The organism is Pseudonocardia tropica (assembly GCF_040105315.1).
Lineage (GTDB): Bacteria > Actinomycetota > Actinomycetes > Mycobacteriales > Pseudonocardiaceae > Pseudonocardia > Pseudonocardia alni.
The window spans coordinates 75419-93011 of sequence record NZ_JBEDNP010000014.1; the positions used below are offsets into that span (position 1 = coordinate 75419).

Annotated in this window: 17 protein-coding genes and 1 pseudogene; 4 read left to right on the plus strand and 14 right to left on the minus strand. The window is 73.0% G+C overall.

What is annotated here, in order from left to right; all coding sequences use genetic code 11:
• The first annotated feature begins 50 nt into the window (after positions 1 to 50).
• Together WHI96_RS21400 and WHI96_RS21405 are read left to right on the plus strand one after the other, a co-directional pair.
• Complete coding sequence (locus WHI96_RS21400) at positions 51 to 1061, plus strand: abortive infection family protein (RefSeq protein WP_345651362.1); 1011 nt, start codon at positions 51 to 53, stop codon at positions 1059 to 1061.
• 155 nt (positions 1062 to 1216) lie between these two features.
• Complete coding sequence (locus tag WHI96_RS21405) at positions 1217 to 1891, plus strand: hypothetical protein (RefSeq protein ID WP_345651365.1); 675 nt, start codon at positions 1217 to 1219, stop codon at positions 1889 to 1891.
• On the opposite strand, the gene mobF is transcribed toward WHI96_RS21405, so the two are convergent.
• The 12 genes and pseudogenes from mobF to WHI96_RS21465 form a co-directional block, all read right to left on the minus strand.
• On the minus strand, positions 1870 to 6246 hold the full coding sequence (mobF, locus tag WHI96_RS21410; RefSeq protein WP_345651367.1) for a MobF family relaxase: 4377 nt from the start codon (positions 6244 to 6246) through the stop codon (positions 1870 to 1872). The genes WHI96_RS21405 and mobF overlap by 22 nt on opposite strands.
• Before the next feature lie 211 nt (positions 6247 to 6457).
• The gene (locus WHI96_RS21415; protein ID WP_345651370.1) at positions 6458 to 7327 is read right to left on the minus strand and encodes a GntR family transcriptional regulator; all 870 of its coding nucleotides are present in this window, start codon (positions 7325 to 7327) and stop codon (positions 6458 to 6460) included.
• Complete coding sequence (locus WHI96_RS21420) at positions 7324 to 8274, minus strand: hypothetical protein (RefSeq protein ID WP_345651373.1); 951 nt, start codon at positions 8272 to 8274, stop codon at positions 7324 to 7326. Before WHI96_RS21420 ends, WHI96_RS21415 begins: the two co-directional genes overlap by 4 nt.
• Before the next feature lie 44 nt (positions 8275 to 8318).
• Positions 8319 to 8978 carry a hypothetical protein gene (locus WHI96_RS21425; protein ID WP_345651376.1) on the minus strand — a complete coding sequence of 220 codons (660 nt, stop codon included), beginning with the start codon at positions 8976 to 8978 and terminating at the stop codon, positions 8319 to 8321.
• Complete coding sequence (locus tag WHI96_RS21430; protein WP_345651379.1) at positions 8975 to 9991, minus strand: hypothetical protein; 1017 nt, start codon at positions 9989 to 9991, stop codon at positions 8975 to 8977. The genes WHI96_RS21425 and WHI96_RS21430 overlap by 4 nt, the downstream gene beginning before the upstream one ends.
• Entirely contained in the window at positions 9988 to 11949 is a 1962-nt protein-coding gene (locus tag WHI96_RS21435) for a type IV secretory system conjugative DNA transfer family protein (RefSeq protein WP_345651381.1), read from the minus strand. Before WHI96_RS21435 ends, WHI96_RS21430 begins: the two co-directional genes overlap by 4 nt.
• A complete protein-coding gene (locus tag WHI96_RS21440; RefSeq protein ID WP_345651384.1) occupies positions 11937 to 12476 on the minus strand; it encodes a hypothetical protein in 540 nt (179 codons plus the stop codon). The genes WHI96_RS21435 and WHI96_RS21440 overlap by 13 nt, the downstream gene beginning before the upstream one ends.
• 212 nt (positions 12477 to 12688) lie before the next feature.
• Positions 12689 to 12907 (minus strand): annotated as a pseudogene (locus WHI96_RS21445) (WhiB family transcriptional regulator); the annotation flags it as partial.
• Positions 12908 to 13050: 143 nt separating this feature from the next.
• Complete coding sequence (locus WHI96_RS21450; protein ID WP_345651387.1) at positions 13051 to 13434, minus strand: hypothetical protein; 384 nt, start codon at positions 13432 to 13434, stop codon at positions 13051 to 13053.
• Positions 13431 to 13733, minus strand: a complete 303-nt coding sequence (locus WHI96_RS21455) for a hypothetical protein (RefSeq protein WP_345651390.1) — start codon at positions 13731 to 13733, stop codon at positions 13431 to 13433. Before WHI96_RS21455 ends, WHI96_RS21450 begins: the two co-directional genes overlap by 4 nt.
• 281 nt (positions 13734 to 14014) lie before the next feature.
• Complete coding sequence (locus WHI96_RS21460) at positions 14015 to 14248, minus strand: hypothetical protein (protein WP_208819075.1); 234 nt, start codon at positions 14246 to 14248, stop codon at positions 14015 to 14017.
• Positions 14248 to 14454, minus strand: a complete 207-nt coding sequence (locus WHI96_RS21465) for a helix-turn-helix domain-containing protein (protein ID WP_308010375.1) — start codon at positions 14452 to 14454, stop codon at positions 14248 to 14250. The genes WHI96_RS21460 and WHI96_RS21465 overlap by 1 nt, the downstream gene beginning before the upstream one ends.
• Before the next feature lie 275 nt (positions 14455 to 14729).
• On the opposite strand from WHI96_RS21465, the gene WHI96_RS21470 reads away from it, so the two are divergent.
• Together WHI96_RS21470 and WHI96_RS21475 are read left to right on the plus strand one after the other, a co-directional pair.
• Entirely contained in the window at positions 14730 to 15866 is a 1137-nt protein-coding gene (locus WHI96_RS21470) for an NsdA family TPR-like regulatory protein (RefSeq protein ID WP_345651400.1), read from the plus strand.
• Positions 15867 to 15964: 98 nt separating this feature from the next.
• A complete protein-coding gene (locus WHI96_RS21475; protein ID WP_345651403.1) occupies positions 15965 to 16375 on the plus strand; it encodes a DUF3592 domain-containing protein in 411 nt (136 codons plus the stop codon).
• 75 nt (positions 16376 to 16450) lie between these two features.
• Here the strand turns inward: WHI96_RS21475 and WHI96_RS21480 are convergent, their stop codons facing one another.
• Both WHI96_RS21480 and WHI96_RS21485 read right to left on the minus strand, forming a co-directional pair.
• Positions 16451 to 17023 (minus strand): NUDIX hydrolase, encoded by a 573-nt coding sequence (locus WHI96_RS21480; protein ID WP_345651405.1) that lies wholly within the window; start codon positions 17021 to 17023, stop codon positions 16451 to 16453.
• A 22-nt stretch (positions 17024 to 17045) separates the two neighbouring features.
• The gene (locus WHI96_RS21485; protein ID WP_345651408.1) at positions 17046 to 17567 is read right to left on the minus strand and encodes a GntR family transcriptional regulator; all 522 of its coding nucleotides are present in this window, start codon (positions 17565 to 17567) and stop codon (positions 17046 to 17048) included.
• Between the last annotated feature and the right edge of the window lie 26 nt (positions 17568 to 17593).

Sequence of the window (17593 nt, forward strand, 5' to 3'; positions counted from 1 at the left end):
CGACTGAACAATACCTGTCTACTCAAGAGAGTTCGGAGGTCCGGCCGTTCATGTCTCTGCTACGTTATTTCACCTCGGCTGGCGTAGTTGAGACCTTCCGACTCGACCGACCCGACGGCCTCGAGGACACAGCATGGCAAGCGATCGACGATCCCTTGCAACGGCTCAATCGAGCATTACGTGAGGAGGACTTGCCACTGATCATCGGCTGCGCGAAGGAGCTTGTTGAGGCAACTGCGAAAGTCGTCTTGGAGTCCCGCGGCGAGACAGCGCCGGGCAAAGAGGATATGCCCAAGCTCCTGAATAGGGCGCAGGCAGTGCTTGACAGGCAACCAGGCAAGGGCCTGGCGACAGACGCAAGCATCCGCGATATCGCACAGGGTGCGCTCAAGATCTGTGCGGGACTCGCACCCCTGCGAAACCGCTATGGCACCGGGCACGGTCGCTCGGTCGCGCCATCCGTTGCCGAGGAACTGGCCCTCGTGAGCGTGGACTCAGCCATGCTCTGGACTCGGTGGGCTCTACGCCGCCTGCGGCACGTGATCCTCGGTCGTCCCGAAGCTTTGATCCGCGACTTGGGGGGCGCCGTCTTCTACCGGGGAGCGCTGACAGAGCGGCTGCACGCTGTTCGCCTAGGCGCATTGCCTCCGCCAGACCAGTCCTTACTCGGCTTGGCCGTCGCGCGGCGTGCGATGACAGGCACGTTCCTGGTCCAGGAAGAGGGCGTCGAACGTTGTGCGGAAACCCACGATCTCGCCGCCTGGCCCACGTCCTACCGCGTAGGTCTGGTCAATGGGCTCCTACTCAATCCAGAGGGACAGTTTCACACAACTGCGTGGGCGATCAAGCAGATCGCGCTCATCGCAGCATCGCTGCCCGATCCCGGAGATGCACTCGACGAGGTCGCCGAGAAATCCTGGAAAGCACCCCTCGCAGATTCTATGGAAAGCGACGAGGTTCGCGCAGAGATCAAGGAAGCGATGTCAAGAGCCTCCCAGATACCGCCGTCCGCGCAGAATGGATGGCACCGGCTTCGTGAGCGGTTCGACTGCCCCTTCTGAGTCAGAGCGGGGCTCCCGCCGTCAAATCGGTCGTCGCACCGCTCGCGGACGCCATTCCCAAGCTGCAGTCGATCGGAAAGGTTCGTGAATGCTCCCCGGGAGGGGTTGTTCAATCTCCCGAGAACTGTCGGGGGTCTGTCGCAGACTCTGCTGACATGGAGCTGACTGAGCAGCAGCTGGTGGACGAGCTGGAGAACATCGCCGTCGCGACGACCGACGCGATGCTGGCCGAGGGCGGGTTCGTCCCGCCCCCGACCATGCATATGTTCTGCGACGACCTGGGGCGCCAGCCGTACGCGGGCTACGTCCGCGCGCGGGCGTTCTACCCGGGTAGCGACGCGCACACCGCCGTCGAGACCCTCGGCCTCGTCGCGTCGTTCGTGAACGCCTCGCGGCTGATGTTGGCCTGGGAGCAGGCCGACCTACAGATCGCCTTGCAGCGCCCCGGCGAGCCGCTACCGACGGGGCTCGTAGTAGTCGATGTGCCGCGGGTCGGTGAACACGTCGTGCGGTGGAACCCGGCCGAGCTCGTGCAGACCGGGACCCGCGCGGACGGCTGTCCGGTCGTCACGGCGTCGTGGGGTCCGACGCAGCGGATCCCGGGCGGCCGGCTACCGGCGCCGGTGGCCGCGGCCTTGGAGCTGTGGCGGTCCCCGCGGGCGTGGTCGGCTGTGGAGATCGCCGAGGCGTACCTCGACATCGAGGACGACGGCTATCACATGGCGTGGCCGGTGCGCCCCGACGACGAGCCGCCGCAGCGGTGGCCGCTGTGGCGGGCTGTCGTCGAGGCGATCGTGACCGATCCGGGTCAGCCCCAGCGGTCGGCGTAGTCGTCCTCGCCGTCCCCGACCTCGTCGGCGTATGGGTCGTCGCGGGCGTGGTCGACGTCGCGGGCCTCGGAGGTGTCGAGGCCGGCCTCGTAGACCTCCTGGGCCTGGATCTCGTCAAGGGCCCGACGGGCGCGGGTGACGGCGTCCTCGGACTCGGCGGTGGTCGGCACACGGACGTCGTCCTCGTGCCGTTCCCGCGGCTGGGTCGCGGCGGTCTCGCGCAGGTCGGGGACCGCGGTCTCCAGGACCGGGCCGTCGTCGAGCGTATGGGACTCATCGACGGTGTCGTCGAGGTCGTGCTCGGTGATCGGGCGGTGCTCGTCCTCAGCGCGCATGGCCTCGTCGTGGGCGGTAAGCCACTCGTCGGCGGTGACCCGCTCATCGGGAGCGTCGCGGTCGCTGTTGCGGTGCGCGAGCGCGATCACCGCCCGGTCGTGCTTGTCCCGATCGACGGCGGTCCGCAGCAGCCAACGCCCGCGGGCGGCCTCAACCTCCTCCAGCTCGCCGGCGCGCCGGTCCAGCTCGGCGGCCAGGGCGGCAGCTCCGTCGGCGGCCTGGTGCAGCTCGGCGGCGCGGGCCGGGTCCGTGGCTGCGTCGGCTTTGGCGCGGTGCAGGGTGGCGGCGCCGCGGTGGTGCTCGGCAGCCTGGCGGGTCCCGGCGAGTTCGTTGGCGACGTAACGGGGCGCCCACGCCTGCTGACGCTCGTAGGCGCGCACGCGCATCCTCAGCGCGCCGTCGGACAGCTCGAACTCCTCCCGGTCCGCGCGGGGCCGGCCCAGCGCCTCCCACCCGGCGCAGTAGGCCGCGTGGTGCTCCACCATCCCGGGCTTCGGTGCGTCGCCGAGCACGTCGAGGGCTTCGGCGGGGCCGGCCTCGGTCGCGTCGGTGTCCTCGCGGCCGGTCAGAGCGCGGCAGGCAGCGACGGCGCCGGCATTTCGCTCCCACTCCGTGCGGGCCTCGGCCGCGCCCCGGTCGGGCACCTCACCGAGCAGCTCGGTCGCCCAGCTCGGCGGCCCGGCCGCGGCCGCGGCGCCGAGCTCGGCGGTGCACTGGTCGAGGTGCTCGGCGAGCCGGTCGAGGTAGCGGGTCATCTGCGGGTCGTCGAGGTGCGGGACCCGATCGGCCCAGGTGCCGACGTCGGGTTCGAACCGCTGCCGGTCGCGTAGACGGGCGTGGATGACGTTGGTGAGATTGCGGGCGCCGGTGAGTGGCTGGCCGGTGATTGTGGCGTGCAGCGTGGCGTAGGGGTCGGTGCCGGAGACCTCGGCCCGACGCAGCACGCGGGTCAGCGAGGTAGAGGCATCCTCGGCGGCGAGCTGGTCACGCTGCTCGGCCGTCAGCACACCCGTATCGGTCAGCCGGTCCAGCCACGCACTCGTGCGGCGCACCGACGCCTGATGCGCAGCATCGGCGAACAGCTCGGCCGCGACGGGGATCGACTCGGCCCTCTGCGCGGAGTCCGCGGCGATGGTCAGCGCTGAGCGGTCGGGCTCGGCCAGCTCCAGTGCGGTCGTCAGGACGGCCTTCGGAGAACGGTGCAGCTGGTGGCGGTCGCTGCCGTCCGCGGCGTCAGGCAGCTCGGTCACGGTCGCGACGTAGGCGGTGTTGGCGTCGGTGCCGCGGGTCAGGCCGACCAGGGCGGCGGCGTGGTCGGTGCGGTCGGTGACGACCGAATGGCTGGTCTGCACGGTGGCGCCCTGCCCGCAGTAGCGGGTCCCTGCGTAGCCCAGGGCGAGGTCGTCGGCGACGAACCGGGGCGAGAGCACCATCCGCTCCCCCGCCTCGTCGCCGTCGCGGCTGAGGTCGGTGGTGACGTCCAGGCCGCCGTCATCGCGGACCCCGACGACGCGGAAGCGTTCCCGGGTGTGCGGGGCGCGGATGTTGCCCTCGAACCCGGCAAGGTCGTGGCCGATCGCACGGGCCTCCACGACGTCACCGACCCCGGCGTAAGCGCCGGTGCGGCCCAGCCGCACCCCGGACTCGGTGACCAGGCCGAGGTCGACCAGCTGCGCGCGCAACTCGGAGGAGAGCCGGTCGGCCTGGTCGTTGGTGTCGACCAGCAGCAGCGACGCCTTCCCGGCCAGGGTGTCGGCCAGCCACGCCCGCGCCGCCGACGCCTCGGCCGCATCCCGCGGGCCGCAGTCGATCAGACGGCCGTGGCGGTGGTACTCGTCGAGCACCGTGGTGTCGCCCTCGCGCAGCCGTAGCGATGCCTCGCGTTCCCATGCGTGGGTGAAGCGGCGGGCCTCGTTGAGCTCGTAGCGCGCCCCGCCCGCCCGCGAGATCAGATCCATGCCGCCGCCGGCGCCGATCGCGGCGAGCTGGCGCGGGTCCCCGACCAGTAACAGCTTCGCCCCCGCCGCGTCCACATGCTGATGGATGGCGGCCAGGGCGGGGGTGTCGGTCATCGCCGACTCGTCCACCACCACGATGTCCCCGGCGTGCAGCCGGAACCCCAGATCCGCGTCGTCACGCAGGCGGCCGGCGGTGAGCCGGTCCTGCGTGGCGAGCCACGCGGCGATGTTGCGCGCGGTCAGACCCTGCTCGGCCAGCACCGACGTCGCCGCCTGCGCAGTCGCCAGCCCGAACACCCGCCGCGCCGGGCCACCGCCGGTCAGGTCGGGGTCGGTCCAGGCCCGGGCCATCATCCCGACGGTGAACGACTTCCCCGTCCCCGGCGGGCCGACCAGGGTCTCGACCCGCGCCCCGGAACCGAGCACGCCACGGACGGCGGCCTCCTGCGCGGCACCGAGCCGGGTGCCCTCGGCGGCCAGGCCGGTCAGGAACCGGTCGATCACGGCGTCGGGCAGGCGCTCGCCGTCGTGACGGCCTGCGGCCCCGGCGAGGACCCGCTCGGTGTGCACGTGCCCGGTCGTCGCGTAGAGAGTGGCGCCGGGGGCTTCGAACGCGGAGTCGCCGTTGGCGAGCTTGTACTCATCAGGGAGGACGTCGGCCGCGGGGCGCTTGGTCTGCACTCTGGTCAGGTCGGTGGTCATGGCCTCGTCGGCGAGGATGTCGAGCAGCTTCGCGATCTGGCCGCCGTCGCTGATCCCGAGGTGGTCGGGCAGAGCGCTGTTCAGCGCGCGGATGAGGTCCGGGCGGGTCCACACGGTCCGGGAGTTCTGGACCTCGGCGAGCGCGACGGAGACGACCTCGGCCGGGGACCACTGCATCGGCGCGACCTCGCCGGGGCGGGCGGCCAGGGCGGCGTCGGCGATCCCGGCCAGGCCACCGGCGATCTCGGCGTCCATCCGGGCCGCGACCCGGTCCAGCAGGTCGCCGCGGGTCTCGCCGTGGTGGGACTTGCGGGCGCGGGTGGCGAGGGTGGCCTGCTGGGCGAGGCGTTCGAGCTGGTAGCCGTTCGGGGCGTGGCCGTAGCGCTGCTCGAACGCCTCGACCAGCTCGGCGGTCTTCGCGGTCACCTTGTGCCGCCGCGTCGAGATCAGGCTCATCGCCTGCTCGGAGACGCCGACGACCTCGCGGGCCTTGCCGTCCGGGCGGGTCGCCATCACGAGTCCGAGCGACGCCGTGATCCGCTCCTCGGTCCTGCGCTCGGCGACCGCGGCGGCGGCCGGGCGCCAGCGGTGCAGGCTCCGGCCGTCGACGGTGCGCCAGATCCCGTCCGGGCCCTCGACGCGGTTGAGGATCGTGTTGTGGATGTGCAGCTGCGGGTCCCGGTCGCGGGAGTCGTGCTGGAAGAACGACGCGACGGTGAAGGCGTGGGCGTCGGCGTAGCGGCCGGCGGCGCCGCCGTGGTGCCCGACCCGGGTGTAGCCGGCCTTGTCCTGCAGCAGCTCCAGGGCGGCGTTGTTCCCGGCCCAGATCGCGTCCTCGACGGCCTGGCGGAACTCGCCCCACGCCGCGGCGGTGTCCTCGTCGCCGGCCTGGCGGGCGGCGACCTCGCGGGCCTCGAACGCGGTGTGCAGCAGCGTCACCGACTTCTGGACCGAGAACGTGGCGTCGTAGAACGCGACGTTGTGCCGGGCCTTCTGTCCGGCCTCGGTCCGGAGCTGGGCGCGGCGTTCCGGTGAGGCGTCCGGCTCGTGTTCCAGCGCGGCGGCGTAGATCTGGTCCTCGGACTGGTACTTGCGTCCGGTGTGTCCCAGCGTTCCAGCGGTGTCCCACTGGGACGGGTCACCGAACGCGGTGTCCCGGGGGTCGAGGAACCGTTCGTAGACCGCGCGCATGTCCTGGGCCTCGACCAGGCCGTGCAGGCCGAGCTTCTCCGCCCCGGCGCCCCACCAGCGCCCCGGCGGCTCGCCCTCGGCGACCGCCCCGGTGTAGTAGTTCTCCCGCCCGGTGGCGACCTCCTTCAACAGGTACTCCGGGCTGTAGCCGTTGACGATCCTCAGCACCGCGACCACCTCGCGACGGCCACGGGGCGGTCCGCGCAGTGCTGCGCGGCGGGGGTGGGGGTTGCCGGGAGGCCGGAGGCCGGCCCGGCCCCGCGGATCGTGATGCAAGGGTGTGATGGCTTTGATCTTGGGGTCTTGTTGCTCTGTTCGGGGTACTCGCTCTCGGCTCTGATGGTGTGCTCGGTCGCGGTGGTGCTCTGGCTGCTGGTGCTCACTGGTGGGTCCTGTTCTGGGGCTCGTCGGGGACGAGGTGCAGGGCGTTCGGGGCCTGCTGCGGGGTGTCGCGGAGTTGCTGGAGCGCTCGGGCGGCGGTGCCGCGGCCGACGTCGGCCATCTCCTGCAGCTCGCGGACCGTGGGGAGGGCGCCGTGGCGCTGCCGGTGGGTCTGGGCGGCGGTGCGGGCGCGGTCCTGCGCGCTCGCACCGGTCCCGGGCTCGGGGCGAACCGCCGGGCGGGGTCCGGGGTGGGACACCGGCCGCGGCGGGCCCGGGATCACCGGCCCGTCCAATGCGGGCGGGACATCCGGGCCGCGACCCAGCGTGTCCGGGCGTTCCACCGATGTCCCACCAGACGGCGGGACGGTGATCGTCGCCTGGACACGCTCGCCGGGCACCTCACCGGGCTCGGGCTGCTCGCGGGCCGGCTCAACGGTCGGGGCGTCCGTGGGCTGGGTGTCGGCGAGGAGGTAGAGCAGGTGCGCGACGACGGCGGCGGCGATCGCGGGCCAGGCCCCAACGCCGAACCGCAACACCGCATCCGCCTCAACCGGCGGGGCTCCGGGTGCCGGGGCTGGCCCGGCGAGGAACATCGCCTGCGCCAGCCCTGAGAGCCCGGCGGCGACGATCACCACCGACCAGGCGTAGCGGGCCGCGCCACCTCGTAGGCGGGCGGTCGCGGTGTAGGCGACCAGCGCGAGGCCGTCGGTGATCAGCGGGTAGATCCACGCCACCGCGACCGGGACCCGCGCGGCGACGGCGACCTCGAACAGGCCGTGCGCGGTCGCCACCGCCGCACCGATCGCGACGGCCAGACCGGGCAGCCACACCACGAGCCGCGGACGAGTGGGGGTCTGGGTGCTCATCGCTGGTCGTCCTCCCCGTCCTCGGTCGCGCTGTCACGCCACGGCCCACACCCACCGCAGTCGTCGTCCTGCTCGGCTTCCTCGATCAGGTCCAGCCGGACCTCGGCCAACGCACGCCGGGCCTGCTCTAACGGGTCAGGCACCTCCCCACCGACATCGTCGACATCGATGTCGACGTCGACACCCGCGTCGCTGTCTGCGGCCGGTGGCGGGGGCTCGTCCGGGTCGTCGCCCGGGGTGTCCTCGGCGCTGTCCTGGTCGTGCTCGCCGTCGCCGTCGTCGTCGACGGGGTAGTCGCTCTCACGGTCGCGGTAGTGGTCGTCATGGACGTCGGTGACGATGAAATCGAGATCGTCGGCCTCGTCGAACTCGGCTTCCCAGCGCTCCCGCTCGCCCGCGGTGATCTCGTCCAGGGTCTGGGCCAGGGCGTCGAGATCGGGGTCGCGGATCCGGTGCGCATCCTGGTGCTCGGGCCAGTCGGCCAGCACCCAGCCGTGGGCGTCACGGCCCGCCACCGCCGACGGCCGGGCCTCGTCAGTGACCGTGCCCTCCACAGCCGTGTCGCCGTCCACCGCCGTGCTGGTGTCGTCGGCGACTGCGGCAGGGCGCTCGTCGAGCACCGCTCGCTCGGCGGGCGGGGCGTCGGTCCGCTGGGAGTACTCGAACCAGTCGGGGACCGCGATGTCATCGAACGGGTCGGCCCGGATCAGGCCGGCGCGTTCCACCAGCGCGGCGCTGTCGACCCGCCGGCCCCACATCGCCTCCCGGATTCCCTGCGTCGCTTCGACGACCAGGCCATACAGCTCACGGGAACGGGCGTGGCCCACCTCGATGTCGCGGGCCGCAGCGGCCAACGCCTCCCGGTCACCCCGCGGATCACCCACCTCCTGCCGCATGCGGTCGTTTTCGCGGCAGGTCTCCTCGTGGGCGCGGGCGACCTCCCGCATCGCGGCGTGTGCTGCGCGTAGCCGCGCCCAGTACCCCGGACCGCTCACCGCCCACCCCCACCATCAACAGCGGTGGGCTCGGGTGCGGCGGTGTCGCGGCCACTGGCCCACCACCGCGCGATCAGCTCGACATGCCCGGCGCCCGGCACCGCCACCGGCGCACCCGCGGGGGCGCTCCAGCCGGGGCGGGTCTGGTGGCGCTCGACCGAACACGACCCCGCCTCCTTGCGGAGCCGGTTGACCACCCCGGGGCGCTGGCGGTCGTGCCAGTCCCCCGCCGCGCCGACCGACGCCGCCGGGCCCTGGTAGGCGGCGAGCCAGGCGTGCATGAGCCAGAGCAGCTCCTCGACGACGTCGGGGTGGAACAGCCAGCACTCGGGCAGCACCTTCGCCGCGTCGGGGTAGCGCAGGAACACCGCTTGGGCCCAGGCGCACAGCTCGTCGAGCAGCCGCCGCGTCTCGGCGGTGTCGCCCGGGGCCATCAGCCACGACGGCGCGGCCGGGATCCGCCGGCGTGCGGTCACCGCGGCCAGGGCCTCGGAGAGCTGCCCGACGAGCCGGCCCAGCTCCCCGACCTGGTCCGGGATCGGCTCCAGCTCGGCGACCTGGCGGCGCAGCGTGTCGACCTGCCCGGCGAGCCGGGCCAGCGCCCCACCGTCGGACGACGACGGGTCGGGGTGGGCCGGGTGCGAGGGCGCGGTCACCGCTCCCACCCCACCCCGTCGGAGTCGGCATCGGTCGACGTGGCCGAGCCCGGGGCGCCGCCCTGAGCAGCGTCGATCTGCTCGGCGACCGCCTCGGCCTGCGAGGTGCGCACCAGGTCGGAGAACCGGCGCACCTCGGCCTCGGTCAGTGCACGGACTCCGCCCGCGGCCGACTCATCCGGGGCGAACCACAGCCCGCCCACGAACGACCCGGGCCCCTCGTCGAGAATCCGCTCGCGGTCGCCACGCTCATCCTCGACCGCGTCCCGGACTGCGGCGGTCTCCATCTCCTCGCGCAGCGCCCGCATCGCCGGGTCGTCGTCGCTGAACAACCGGGCCCGCCGTCCGCCGTGTCCGAGAGAGAGCGGCCGGTCCGGGGTGTGGTCGCGCTGATCGTCGTTCGGGGTGGTCATCGGGTCCCCCTCCTCGTCCTCGTGCTGGTCGTGGTCTGGCCGCTCGTGCTCGCGGGCGGGGTGTCCACAGCGGGCCGCGGCTCCTGCTGCGGCGGCCGCGGCTTCGGCGGCCAGGGCCCGGGCGTCGTGCGAGGCGGTGGCCTCGCGGTGCGACCGCTCCCGCCCTTCCCGGGCGACCGTCACGAGCCGGGATTGCGGGTCACAGGCGGTGGTGTTGGTCAGCTCGTCGAGGCCGACCTGGTGAGCGCGGTAGCCCCACATCTCCGCATCGGAGTGCAGCCCTTCCAGGCGGGCCCGCTCGGTGATCGCCGACGTGCCCCGCGCCTGGCGCAACGCGGCGATGGCGGCCGCGTCCGCGCGGGCCCGGGCGGCGGCGACCGTCTCCCCGCCCGCGAAGTCGACCCAGCCGAAGCGGGCGCGGGCGTCGTCGAGATCGAACTCGTCGAGCCGCCACCCCGACGACGGCCGGCCGTGCACGCCGGTGGCGTCGCGCAGGTAGGAGGCGACGATCTGCTCGGCGTCGGCCCGCCCGCCGGGCAGCTCGGCGACGAGGCGGTCGACGGCCTGGGCCGGGGTCCACAGCTCGTAGCGGTCGTTCATCGCTGCCACCGCCCGTCACCCGAGCTGTCGGCTGGCCCGGCCGGGCCCGCCGTCTCGCCGGTGCCGTCGCCGGGAGACGGTTCGTGCAGCGCGGTCGCCTCGGCGGCTTGGTCGACGTCGTCGCCGCGGCGGATGGCGCGCAGCTCGGCGAACATTCGGTTCGACGACCGCACCCGCTTCAACGCCTCCCCGAACCGCTCCGGCCAGCGCGCGGCGAGCACCACCAGAGCGCGTTCGAGCTGGGCATCGGCCCACACCCGGACCGTCTCGTTGCGGCGGTGGCGGCGGGACTCGGCCTCGATCCGGGCCATCAGGCGAGCGCGGCGGCGGACGTCGGGCCGCTTCCAAGCCATGCGAGCCCGGCCGATCACCGGGGCGATCCCGCGCCGGATGACCACGACTCGCCCGGCAGGCAGGTTCGCGATCTGGGCCGGAGCGAGCACCGGCACCTTGCGCACCGACCGGGAGGCGACGCGGCCGTGCTCGTCGGTGGTGGCGACCTTCTCGTCGCGCTCCCCGGCGAGGGTGGACCAGAACTCCAGGTCCGCCTTATCCCTCGTGCCACCGAAGATCATCACCGCGGCGGTGTTGTTCAGGATCGTCGCGGCCTTGTGCTCACCCCACCGGGCGAGGAGCTGGGCGCGGGACTGGAACGCGCACACGATCGTCACCCCACGACCACCCATGTCCGCTGTCCACGACTCCAGCGGGACCGGGGAGATGAGCGCGGCCTCGTCGAGGAACAGCCCGAGCGGCGGGTCCAGCCGCCCCGCCGGTTGCCCGGCAGCGAGACGACGGGCCTCCCGGGCGATGTGCCCGGTCAGCGCACACACCAGCGGCGCGGTCTGGGCCTCCTCGGCGCCGAGCAGGAACACCGTCGCCCGCCCGTCCAGCAGGCGGGCGACGTCAAACCCTGCGCCCGGCTCGGCCGCCGCGGCCGCGGCCGGGTGCGTGAGCCACCCGAGCGCGGGCATCACCGAGGAGGTGATCGAGGAGCGGGTGCGTTCGTTGGTGGTGATGAACTGCATGGCGTCCTGCTCGAACGCGGTCACCCCCGAGCGGCGCAGCAGGGCCGGGACCTCGCGGCCGGCAGCGTCGGGATCGGCAACCCACCCGAGCACGTCGGCCATCCGACGGTCGCCGAGCGCGGCGGCGTGCAGCAGCGCGGCCAGGACGCGGCGGGCCTGACCGTCCCAGAACTCCCGATCCCCACCCGAACCCGACGCGACCGCGGCCAACATGTCGGTCGCCCGCTCCGTCGCCGTCACCGGATCCGTGCAGCCGGTCAGCGGGTCGAACGTGATCGTCGAGGTCCGGTCGCCGAGCCCGGCGGGGTTGAACACGAACACCTCACCCCGGGACTGGCGCCGGATCGGCGCGCACAGGTCCAGAAGGTCGGTGCGGGTCGAGGTCACCAGGGCCGCGCCGGGGGCGTCGAGGACGCGCCCGGCCAGCCAGCCGGTCTTCCCGGTGCGGGGGCCGCCGACGACGATCACGACGTCCTCGACCAGCGCCCACACCCGCAACGCGCCGGTACGGCACAGCTCGACCGCCGCCTCGGTCGTGGCGAGCCGCCACCGCTGGAGCTGGGGCAGCCCGGCCAGCGAGGGGCGGACAGTGCCGGTGCGTCGCCGGACCGCGAGCGTCCCGGCGTGCCGGACGATGTCCAGGCTGGACGCGACCCCAACCTTGCGGCGAGACCGGGACGCCCACCGCGACACCGTCGCCGACGAGCGGGTCCAGCGGTGCCACACGATCACCACGGTCAGTCCGGCCACCGCGACCAGGGCGGGCCACGAGAGGACCGTGACGATCGTCGCCGCCGGGAGCAGCGCGACCGCGGCGAGCCCGGCGGCCAGACCCCGGGCACCGCGCGACCACGCGAACAGAGCTCCCCCGGCGAACACGGCGAGGACGAGGCTGGTGGAGCTGAACAGGACGCCCATCACTCGTCCCATCCCGTCAGCTCGGCCCACGCCGCGAGATCGGCCCGGTGACGGGCACAGGAGTCGGCATGACCGGTCTCGTTGTCGGTCGGGTGAGACTCGAACGGCCCGTCGTCGGTGACCTGCTCACCGCAGGTCGAGCAGCGCCAGAACGCCGACGGCGTCCGGAACGACCGGATCCCCTCCCGCTCCGGGTCGGGGACCCGGCCGCACACGAGCCAGTCGAACGCCGCCTCACCGACCGGCACCCCGCCGGTCGGCAGCCCGAGGACCGCGCCGATCTCGTCCCACGACTTCCCGGCCGCGCGGGCGGAGCGGGCGTAGTCGTAGAGCTGGCCTTCGGCGACGCTGCGCATCAGCAGCGCGGCCCGGACCCCGGCCAGCGGGTCATCCAGCTTCCGGTCGGTGAACACCGTGAACCCGGGGATCGGGACCTCGGTCTCGGTCGTGCCGAACACCTCGACCGCGATCCGGCGGACCAGCTCCCGGATCCGACCGGCAGCCTGCCCGGACTCGGACACCCTGAACATCTCACTCATCACCGACCACCCCCGGCGGGGACCGCGAGGGCGGCGGCCCAGCGGTCCACCGTCCGGCGGGTCACGCCCAGGACGCGGGCGATGTCCCCACGGTCAGCTCCGGCGGTGAGCGCCGTGCGGCCCGCGGCGATGACCGGGGCCCGGTCGGTGCGCAGCGACGGTCCGGGCACCACGGCCGGGACCTCGGCGCGACCGGCCCGGCGGGGCATCGCCCGGCGGGCGCGGCGGCGCTCGTCCTCGGTCAGCCCACCGGCGATGCCGTGCGGCTGCTCGACAACCGCCCAGCTCCGGCAGTCGGCCACGACCGGACACTCCCGGCACACCGCGAGGGCCCGCCGCTCCGCCGCGGCCAGGGCGGCGCCGTTGACGGCGGTCGGGAAGAACAGCTCCGGGTCGACGACGCGGCACGCCGCGCGGGCCCGCCAGTCCAGCTCCTCGCCCCGTACGGGGTCCGGGTCTACGGTGAACATCTCTCCTACCTCCATGTGGTTGGTGAGAGCGGCCCGGCGGTGTGCTTCCGCCAAGAACCCGTCGCCGGGCCGTCCCATCTCGCGTGTCTGCTGCTGCTGGTGGTTCACGGCTGCCCCCGCTCCGGAGCCCGGACTGGGGCCTCGAACAGCCCCGGCAACCCGCCCTCGACCCGCCGCTGCTCGTCCCGATCCGCCGCGCTGTCGCGCCCGGTGCGGGCGCCGGGCACGACGTCGGCCAGATGCGCCAGCCGGACCGGCAGCGGCCGACCGTCGAGCAGGCACACCGCGACCTGACGCGACGGGCACTCCAGGCGGCACCCCACCGGCCACCCGCACCCCGGGCACCGACCCGCACCCGGCACGTAGTGCTCGACCACCACCTGCAACCGGTCCGTCCGCCCGGTCGGACGCAGCAGACGCGGATCCAGGTCCTCCGGCGCGGCGGCCCGCTCCGGGACCGTCCACTCCGGCGACGGACGGGCGCTCACGCCGACCACCCGCACGCCTCGTCCACGGCCGCGGCGGCCCCGGCGTCGGTGAGCCCATAGCGCAGCGACGCCGCCTCGACCGGCTCCGGGACCCGCCCCAGCGAGTCCGGGCACAGCACCGACCCGTCCGGGTGGGAGAAGTCCGGGCAGCGGCCGGCGCGGGCGGGCCACCCCGAGGGCGGGGCGTCGGTCACCGGGCCGGTGCAGCCCGGGCACACCAGCTCGGTCACGTCGACCAGGTCGACGGGGTCGTCGTCCAGGTCCACGACGGGCGGGCCGGGCAGGAAGATCGCGGTCATGCTGGCCTCCGGAAGGGGTGAGGAGGGTCGGTCGGTCCGGCCCACCGGTGGCGGGCGCTCGCCCCGCCGCCTTGCGCGCAGCGCGCACGGCCTCGGAGGCTCGCCGTCAAGGGCCGGACGGAGTCCGGTCGCGTAGCGACGCGCAGTGCCCTTGATGGGGAGGGAGGCCGGGCCACACTCGGGCCGGACGGCCCTCCGCCCCGCCGCAGGCGGGTCCTCCCGGGTCTCGGCCTGCCCGGCCGTGAGGGCGAGGTCTCCCCCGCCGGAACCGGCGGCCGGGCTCACTGCCCGCTCCCACTCGACGCACCAGCACCGTTCAGAGCGGGCGTGGCGGCCTGGTCGAACGCCGAGACGAACGTCGAGATCGCGTCCGGCAGCCCGGCCCCGACCGGTGTGGCGATGAACAGCACCAACGCGATCAGGGAGAAGACGACCGCACCCATCGCGACCCGTGCCTTCGCGCAGATCACCGCGCCGAGCACCATGAACAGGATCAGCACCCCGACGCTGCCCATCAGCCCGCGCTCCCGTGCTGCACCGGCACCCATCCAGAGGCGTCGACAACGGTCTGCTCGGCGATCGCGAGATCCGCGATCGCCTCGATCGCCTTCGCCGGGACGATCAGCCGTCCGCGGATCCGGACCGCCGGGAACTCGCCCGCCGCGATCGCCCGGTACACCGTCATCGGCGACATCCCGAGCAGCTCCGCGACCTTCGCCACGCTGTAGAACCTCGGCGCCACCGGCACCGTCTCCGTCCCTCGGAGATCACCCATCACGACCCCAATCTGTACATGTTAGGCACATGTACTGAACAAGTAAGGCACGAGTGGCGATCGGAGTCAATCGCCGTGGCCTTCCGTGATCTGAGATTGCAGTCGTGAACGGTGTTGTCGGGAGATGACGTGGGGTGACGTGAGGTGATGCGACCATCCGCGTCAGGGTTGATTTCCCCAGCTCAGCGGGTCACCGTTGATCTCGGGACGAGGGGGCGTCGATGGGCAACCGGCTCGCGCGGGTCCGCGAGGAGCGCGGCTGGAAGAAGGCTCGGCTGCTGCACGAGCTGCGGGCCGCGGCTGCCAGGCGGGGCGAGCAGCTCCCGAAGGACGAGAGCCTCGCGCGTCGCATCGCCGTCTGGGAGAACCAGGGCGGCGTCGTGGGCGACTTCTACCGCGAGCTGCTGTGCGAGGTGTACCGGTGCTCCGACGTCGAGCTGGGCCTCGCCGAGCCACCGTCCCCGGAGCAGACCGCCGCGGCGCCGGTCACCGAGCCGCTGGAGCTTCCGGAGTTCACCCGCCTCGACCCCGGCCTGGTCGACCTCCTGCGATCACAGACGCAGACCATCCGGCTCTTGGACCGCCGGCTCGGCGGGGTGACGGTGCACGGCCAGGCCGTCGCGCACGTCGAGACCGTGGAGAGCCTCGTCCGCAACGCCCTGCCAGGGACGGCGCGCGAGCAAGCCGCCGACGAACTCGGCCAGGCCGCGGCGCTCGCCGGATGGCAGGCCCTCGACATGGGCCGACTTCCGGAGGCGTGGCGGCTGCACGAGGTCGCCACCGCAGCGGCACGCGAGAGCGGGCAGCCGGCCGGACTCGGGTACGCGCGGGCGCAGCAGGCGTTCATCCTGCTCGACGCCGGACGGGCCGCGGACGCCCTCGACCTGATCGCCTCGGCCCACGCCATCGCCAGCGGCCCGGTCCCGCGCGAGCTACTGGCCTGGCTGCACGCAGCCCAGGGCGAAGCGCTCGCCGCCCTCGGCGACCGGGACGCCGCCCTCCGGGCGCTCGATGCCGCGGCGGCGGCCCTTCCGACGCAGCCGGAGCACGCCCTGCCCTACCTGATGCTCGACGCCGGGCACCTCGCCCGGTGGCGCGGACACTGCCTCGCCCGCCTCGGCGAGACGTCCGCGATCGACGACCTGAGCACCGCCCTGGCCGCGATGCCGGACGGCCAGTACGGCCGCGCGGAGGTCAGCCTGCGCGTCGACCTCGCGCTGGCGCTGCGGGCGCGCGGGGAGGTCGCCGAGTCACGAGCTCAGGCGGAACGCGCCGGTCGCCTGGCCGGCCGGACCGGATCCGAACGACAGCGCCGCCGGATCCGCGAGCTACTCGGTACGCGCGTCGTCGGTGCATGATTCCGTCCCGCGGGAGTTTCGGTCACTCATGGGGTTGAAGGTCGCAGAACGCGGCCGACTACAGCAGAAGGGTCAGTGTCGTGCAGGAACTTTCATCCATGAACGTCTCCGCACTCGTGTTGATTCTCGGCGGAGCACTGTTCGCTCTTTTTCCAGCACTGACATGGCGGAAAGTCGCGCGGCTCGAACGGTCCGGTGTGAGAGTGGCCGGGATGGTCACGCGGGCTGACCTGCTCCGAACACCCTCGGAGCCATCCGAGATGCAGGTTCGGTTCACCACCTTCGACGGTCGTGACTGCCTCACCCACTTCGACGTCTTACCCGAGGACAGGCTCCCGATCGTCGGTGACGAGGTCCGGCTCACCTACGACCCGAAGAACCCTAGCCGCACCCGCATGGTCCAAACCCGCAGCACGAATCCAGCGACAACCCTGTTGGCCCCGATCGCGATCGGAGTCGTCGCGATCGTTGTGGGCGTTGTCGTCGCCATCGTGCAACTTCTCGGATGAGCCCGACGCCGACCCACACATCGACGTTCATCGTTCGCAGGATCTCCGCGTGAGGTCGCGGCGAACAAGCGGTCGTTACCGGGACGATGCCGCCGGGCCGGACAGCGCCAAGACATGCAGCAGCCCGACCAAGGCTCCGGAGTTCCCGACCTTCCCGGTCGCGATCAGGTTCGGGACGTCGGCAAGAGGCACCCACCGGAACGTGCCCTCGTTGAGCTCGGTCGGATCGGCGACCCGCTCGGCACCGCGCGCGAGGAACACGTGATGCGCACTGCGGACGGTCCCGGCCATCGGCTCGAAGGTCACCAGGTGCTCAACCGTCCGGGGCCGGTAACCGGTCTCCTCCTCGACTTCCCGGGCCGCGGTCTCGGCAGGCGACTCGCCGTCGTCGAGCAGACCACCGGGGAGTTCCCAGTTCCACAGGTTCGGCACGAAGCGGTGGCGCCAGGACAGCAGGACGTTGCGGCCGTCATCGTCCAAGACCACGGTCATGGCGGCCGCGGGGAGCGTGACCGTGTGGTGCTCAAAACGCTCGCCCGACGGCTGGGAGATGTCGGCCAGGCCGACGGTGACCCACTCGTTGTCGTAGATCACGCGCTCGCCGTGCACATGCCAGATGTCCGGCGAGACGCCCTCCGGGCTCGTCATAGAGCGACCGTAGCGCTCCGAATCAGGACTCAGCCGATCGCACGAAGGCACCGACTCCGTGCCGCACGACGACGACCCCGGAGTCCGCGAGCACCTTGAACGCCCGCCGCGCTGTGTTCCGGGAGACGCCGTACTGCTCCATCACCGTCGCCTCGCTCGGCAGCGGCGCGTCAGGCGCCAGCGTTCCGGCGCGGATCTGCTCGGTGAGGTCTGCGGCGATGCGGCCGTAGGCCGTGGTCCGGTCCGCTCCGTCGCCTCCGGCGACCCGGCGGCCGACGCCCGGGACGACCTCGACCACGCCTTCATCCACGAGAACCGCGAGGGCGGCGCGCGCTGTCCCGCGAGCTACGTCGTACTGCTCGCAGAGCTGCGCCTCGGAGGGCAGGAGCGAGCCGGGCACCAAGGCGCCGTCGCGAATGCGATGGCGGAGATCCTCCGCGATGCGGTGGGAGGTCCCACGAGGGGCCACGGCAACGACTCTCCACAGCTCGGCGACAGTTCCGCCGAGGGTATCGGCCGCGGGCCCCAGAGCCGTGGAGGACACCGCGCCAGCGGACTTGACCCGGGCCC

Bases quoted from the DNA above. Each gene is read 5' to 3' on its own strand.
- WHI96_RS21400 (WP_345651362.1), top strand. From the start codon at position 51: ATGTCTCTGCTACGTTATTTCACCTCGGCTGGCGTAGTTGAGACCTTC.
- WHI96_RS21405 (WP_345651365.1), top strand. From the start codon at position 1,217: ATGGAGCTGACTGAGCAGCAGCTGGTGGACGAGCTGGAGAACATCGCC.
- WHI96_RS21415 (WP_345651370.1), bottom strand. From the start codon at position 7,327: ATGAGCACCCAGACCCCCACTCGTCCGCGGCTCGTGGTGTGGCTGCCC.
- WHI96_RS21420 (WP_345651373.1), bottom strand. From the start codon at position 8,274: ATGCGGGAGGTCGCCCGCGCCCACGAGGAGACCTGCCGCGAAAACGAC.
- WHI96_RS21430 (WP_345651379.1), bottom strand. From the start codon at position 9,991: ATGAACGACCGCTACGAGCTGTGGACCCCGGCCCAGGCCGTCGACCGC.
- WHI96_RS21435 (WP_345651381.1), bottom strand. From the start codon at position 11,949: ATGGGACGAGTGATGGGCGTCCTGTTCAGCTCCACCAGCCTCGTCCTC.
- WHI96_RS21440 (WP_345651384.1), bottom strand. From the start codon at position 12,476: ATGAGTGAGATGTTCAGGGTGTCCGAGTCCGGGCAGGCTGCCGGTCGG.
- WHI96_RS21455 (WP_345651390.1), bottom strand. From the start codon at position 13,733: ATGACCGCGATCTTCCTGCCCGGCCCGCCCGTCGTGGACCTGGACGAC.
- WHI96_RS21460 (WP_208819075.1), bottom strand. From the start codon at position 14,248: ATGGGCAGCGTCGGGGTGCTGATCCTGTTCATGGTGCTCGGCGCGGTG.
- WHI96_RS21470 (WP_345651400.1), top strand. From the start codon at position 14,730: ATGGGCAACCGGCTCGCGCGGGTCCGCGAGGAGCGCGGCTGGAAGAAG.
- WHI96_RS21475 (WP_345651403.1), top strand. From the start codon at position 15,965: ATGAACGTCTCCGCACTCGTGTTGATTCTCGGCGGAGCACTGTTCGCT.
- WHI96_RS21480 (WP_345651405.1), bottom strand. From the start codon at position 17,023: ATGACGAGCCCGGAGGGCGTCTCGCCGGACATCTGGCATGTGCACGGC.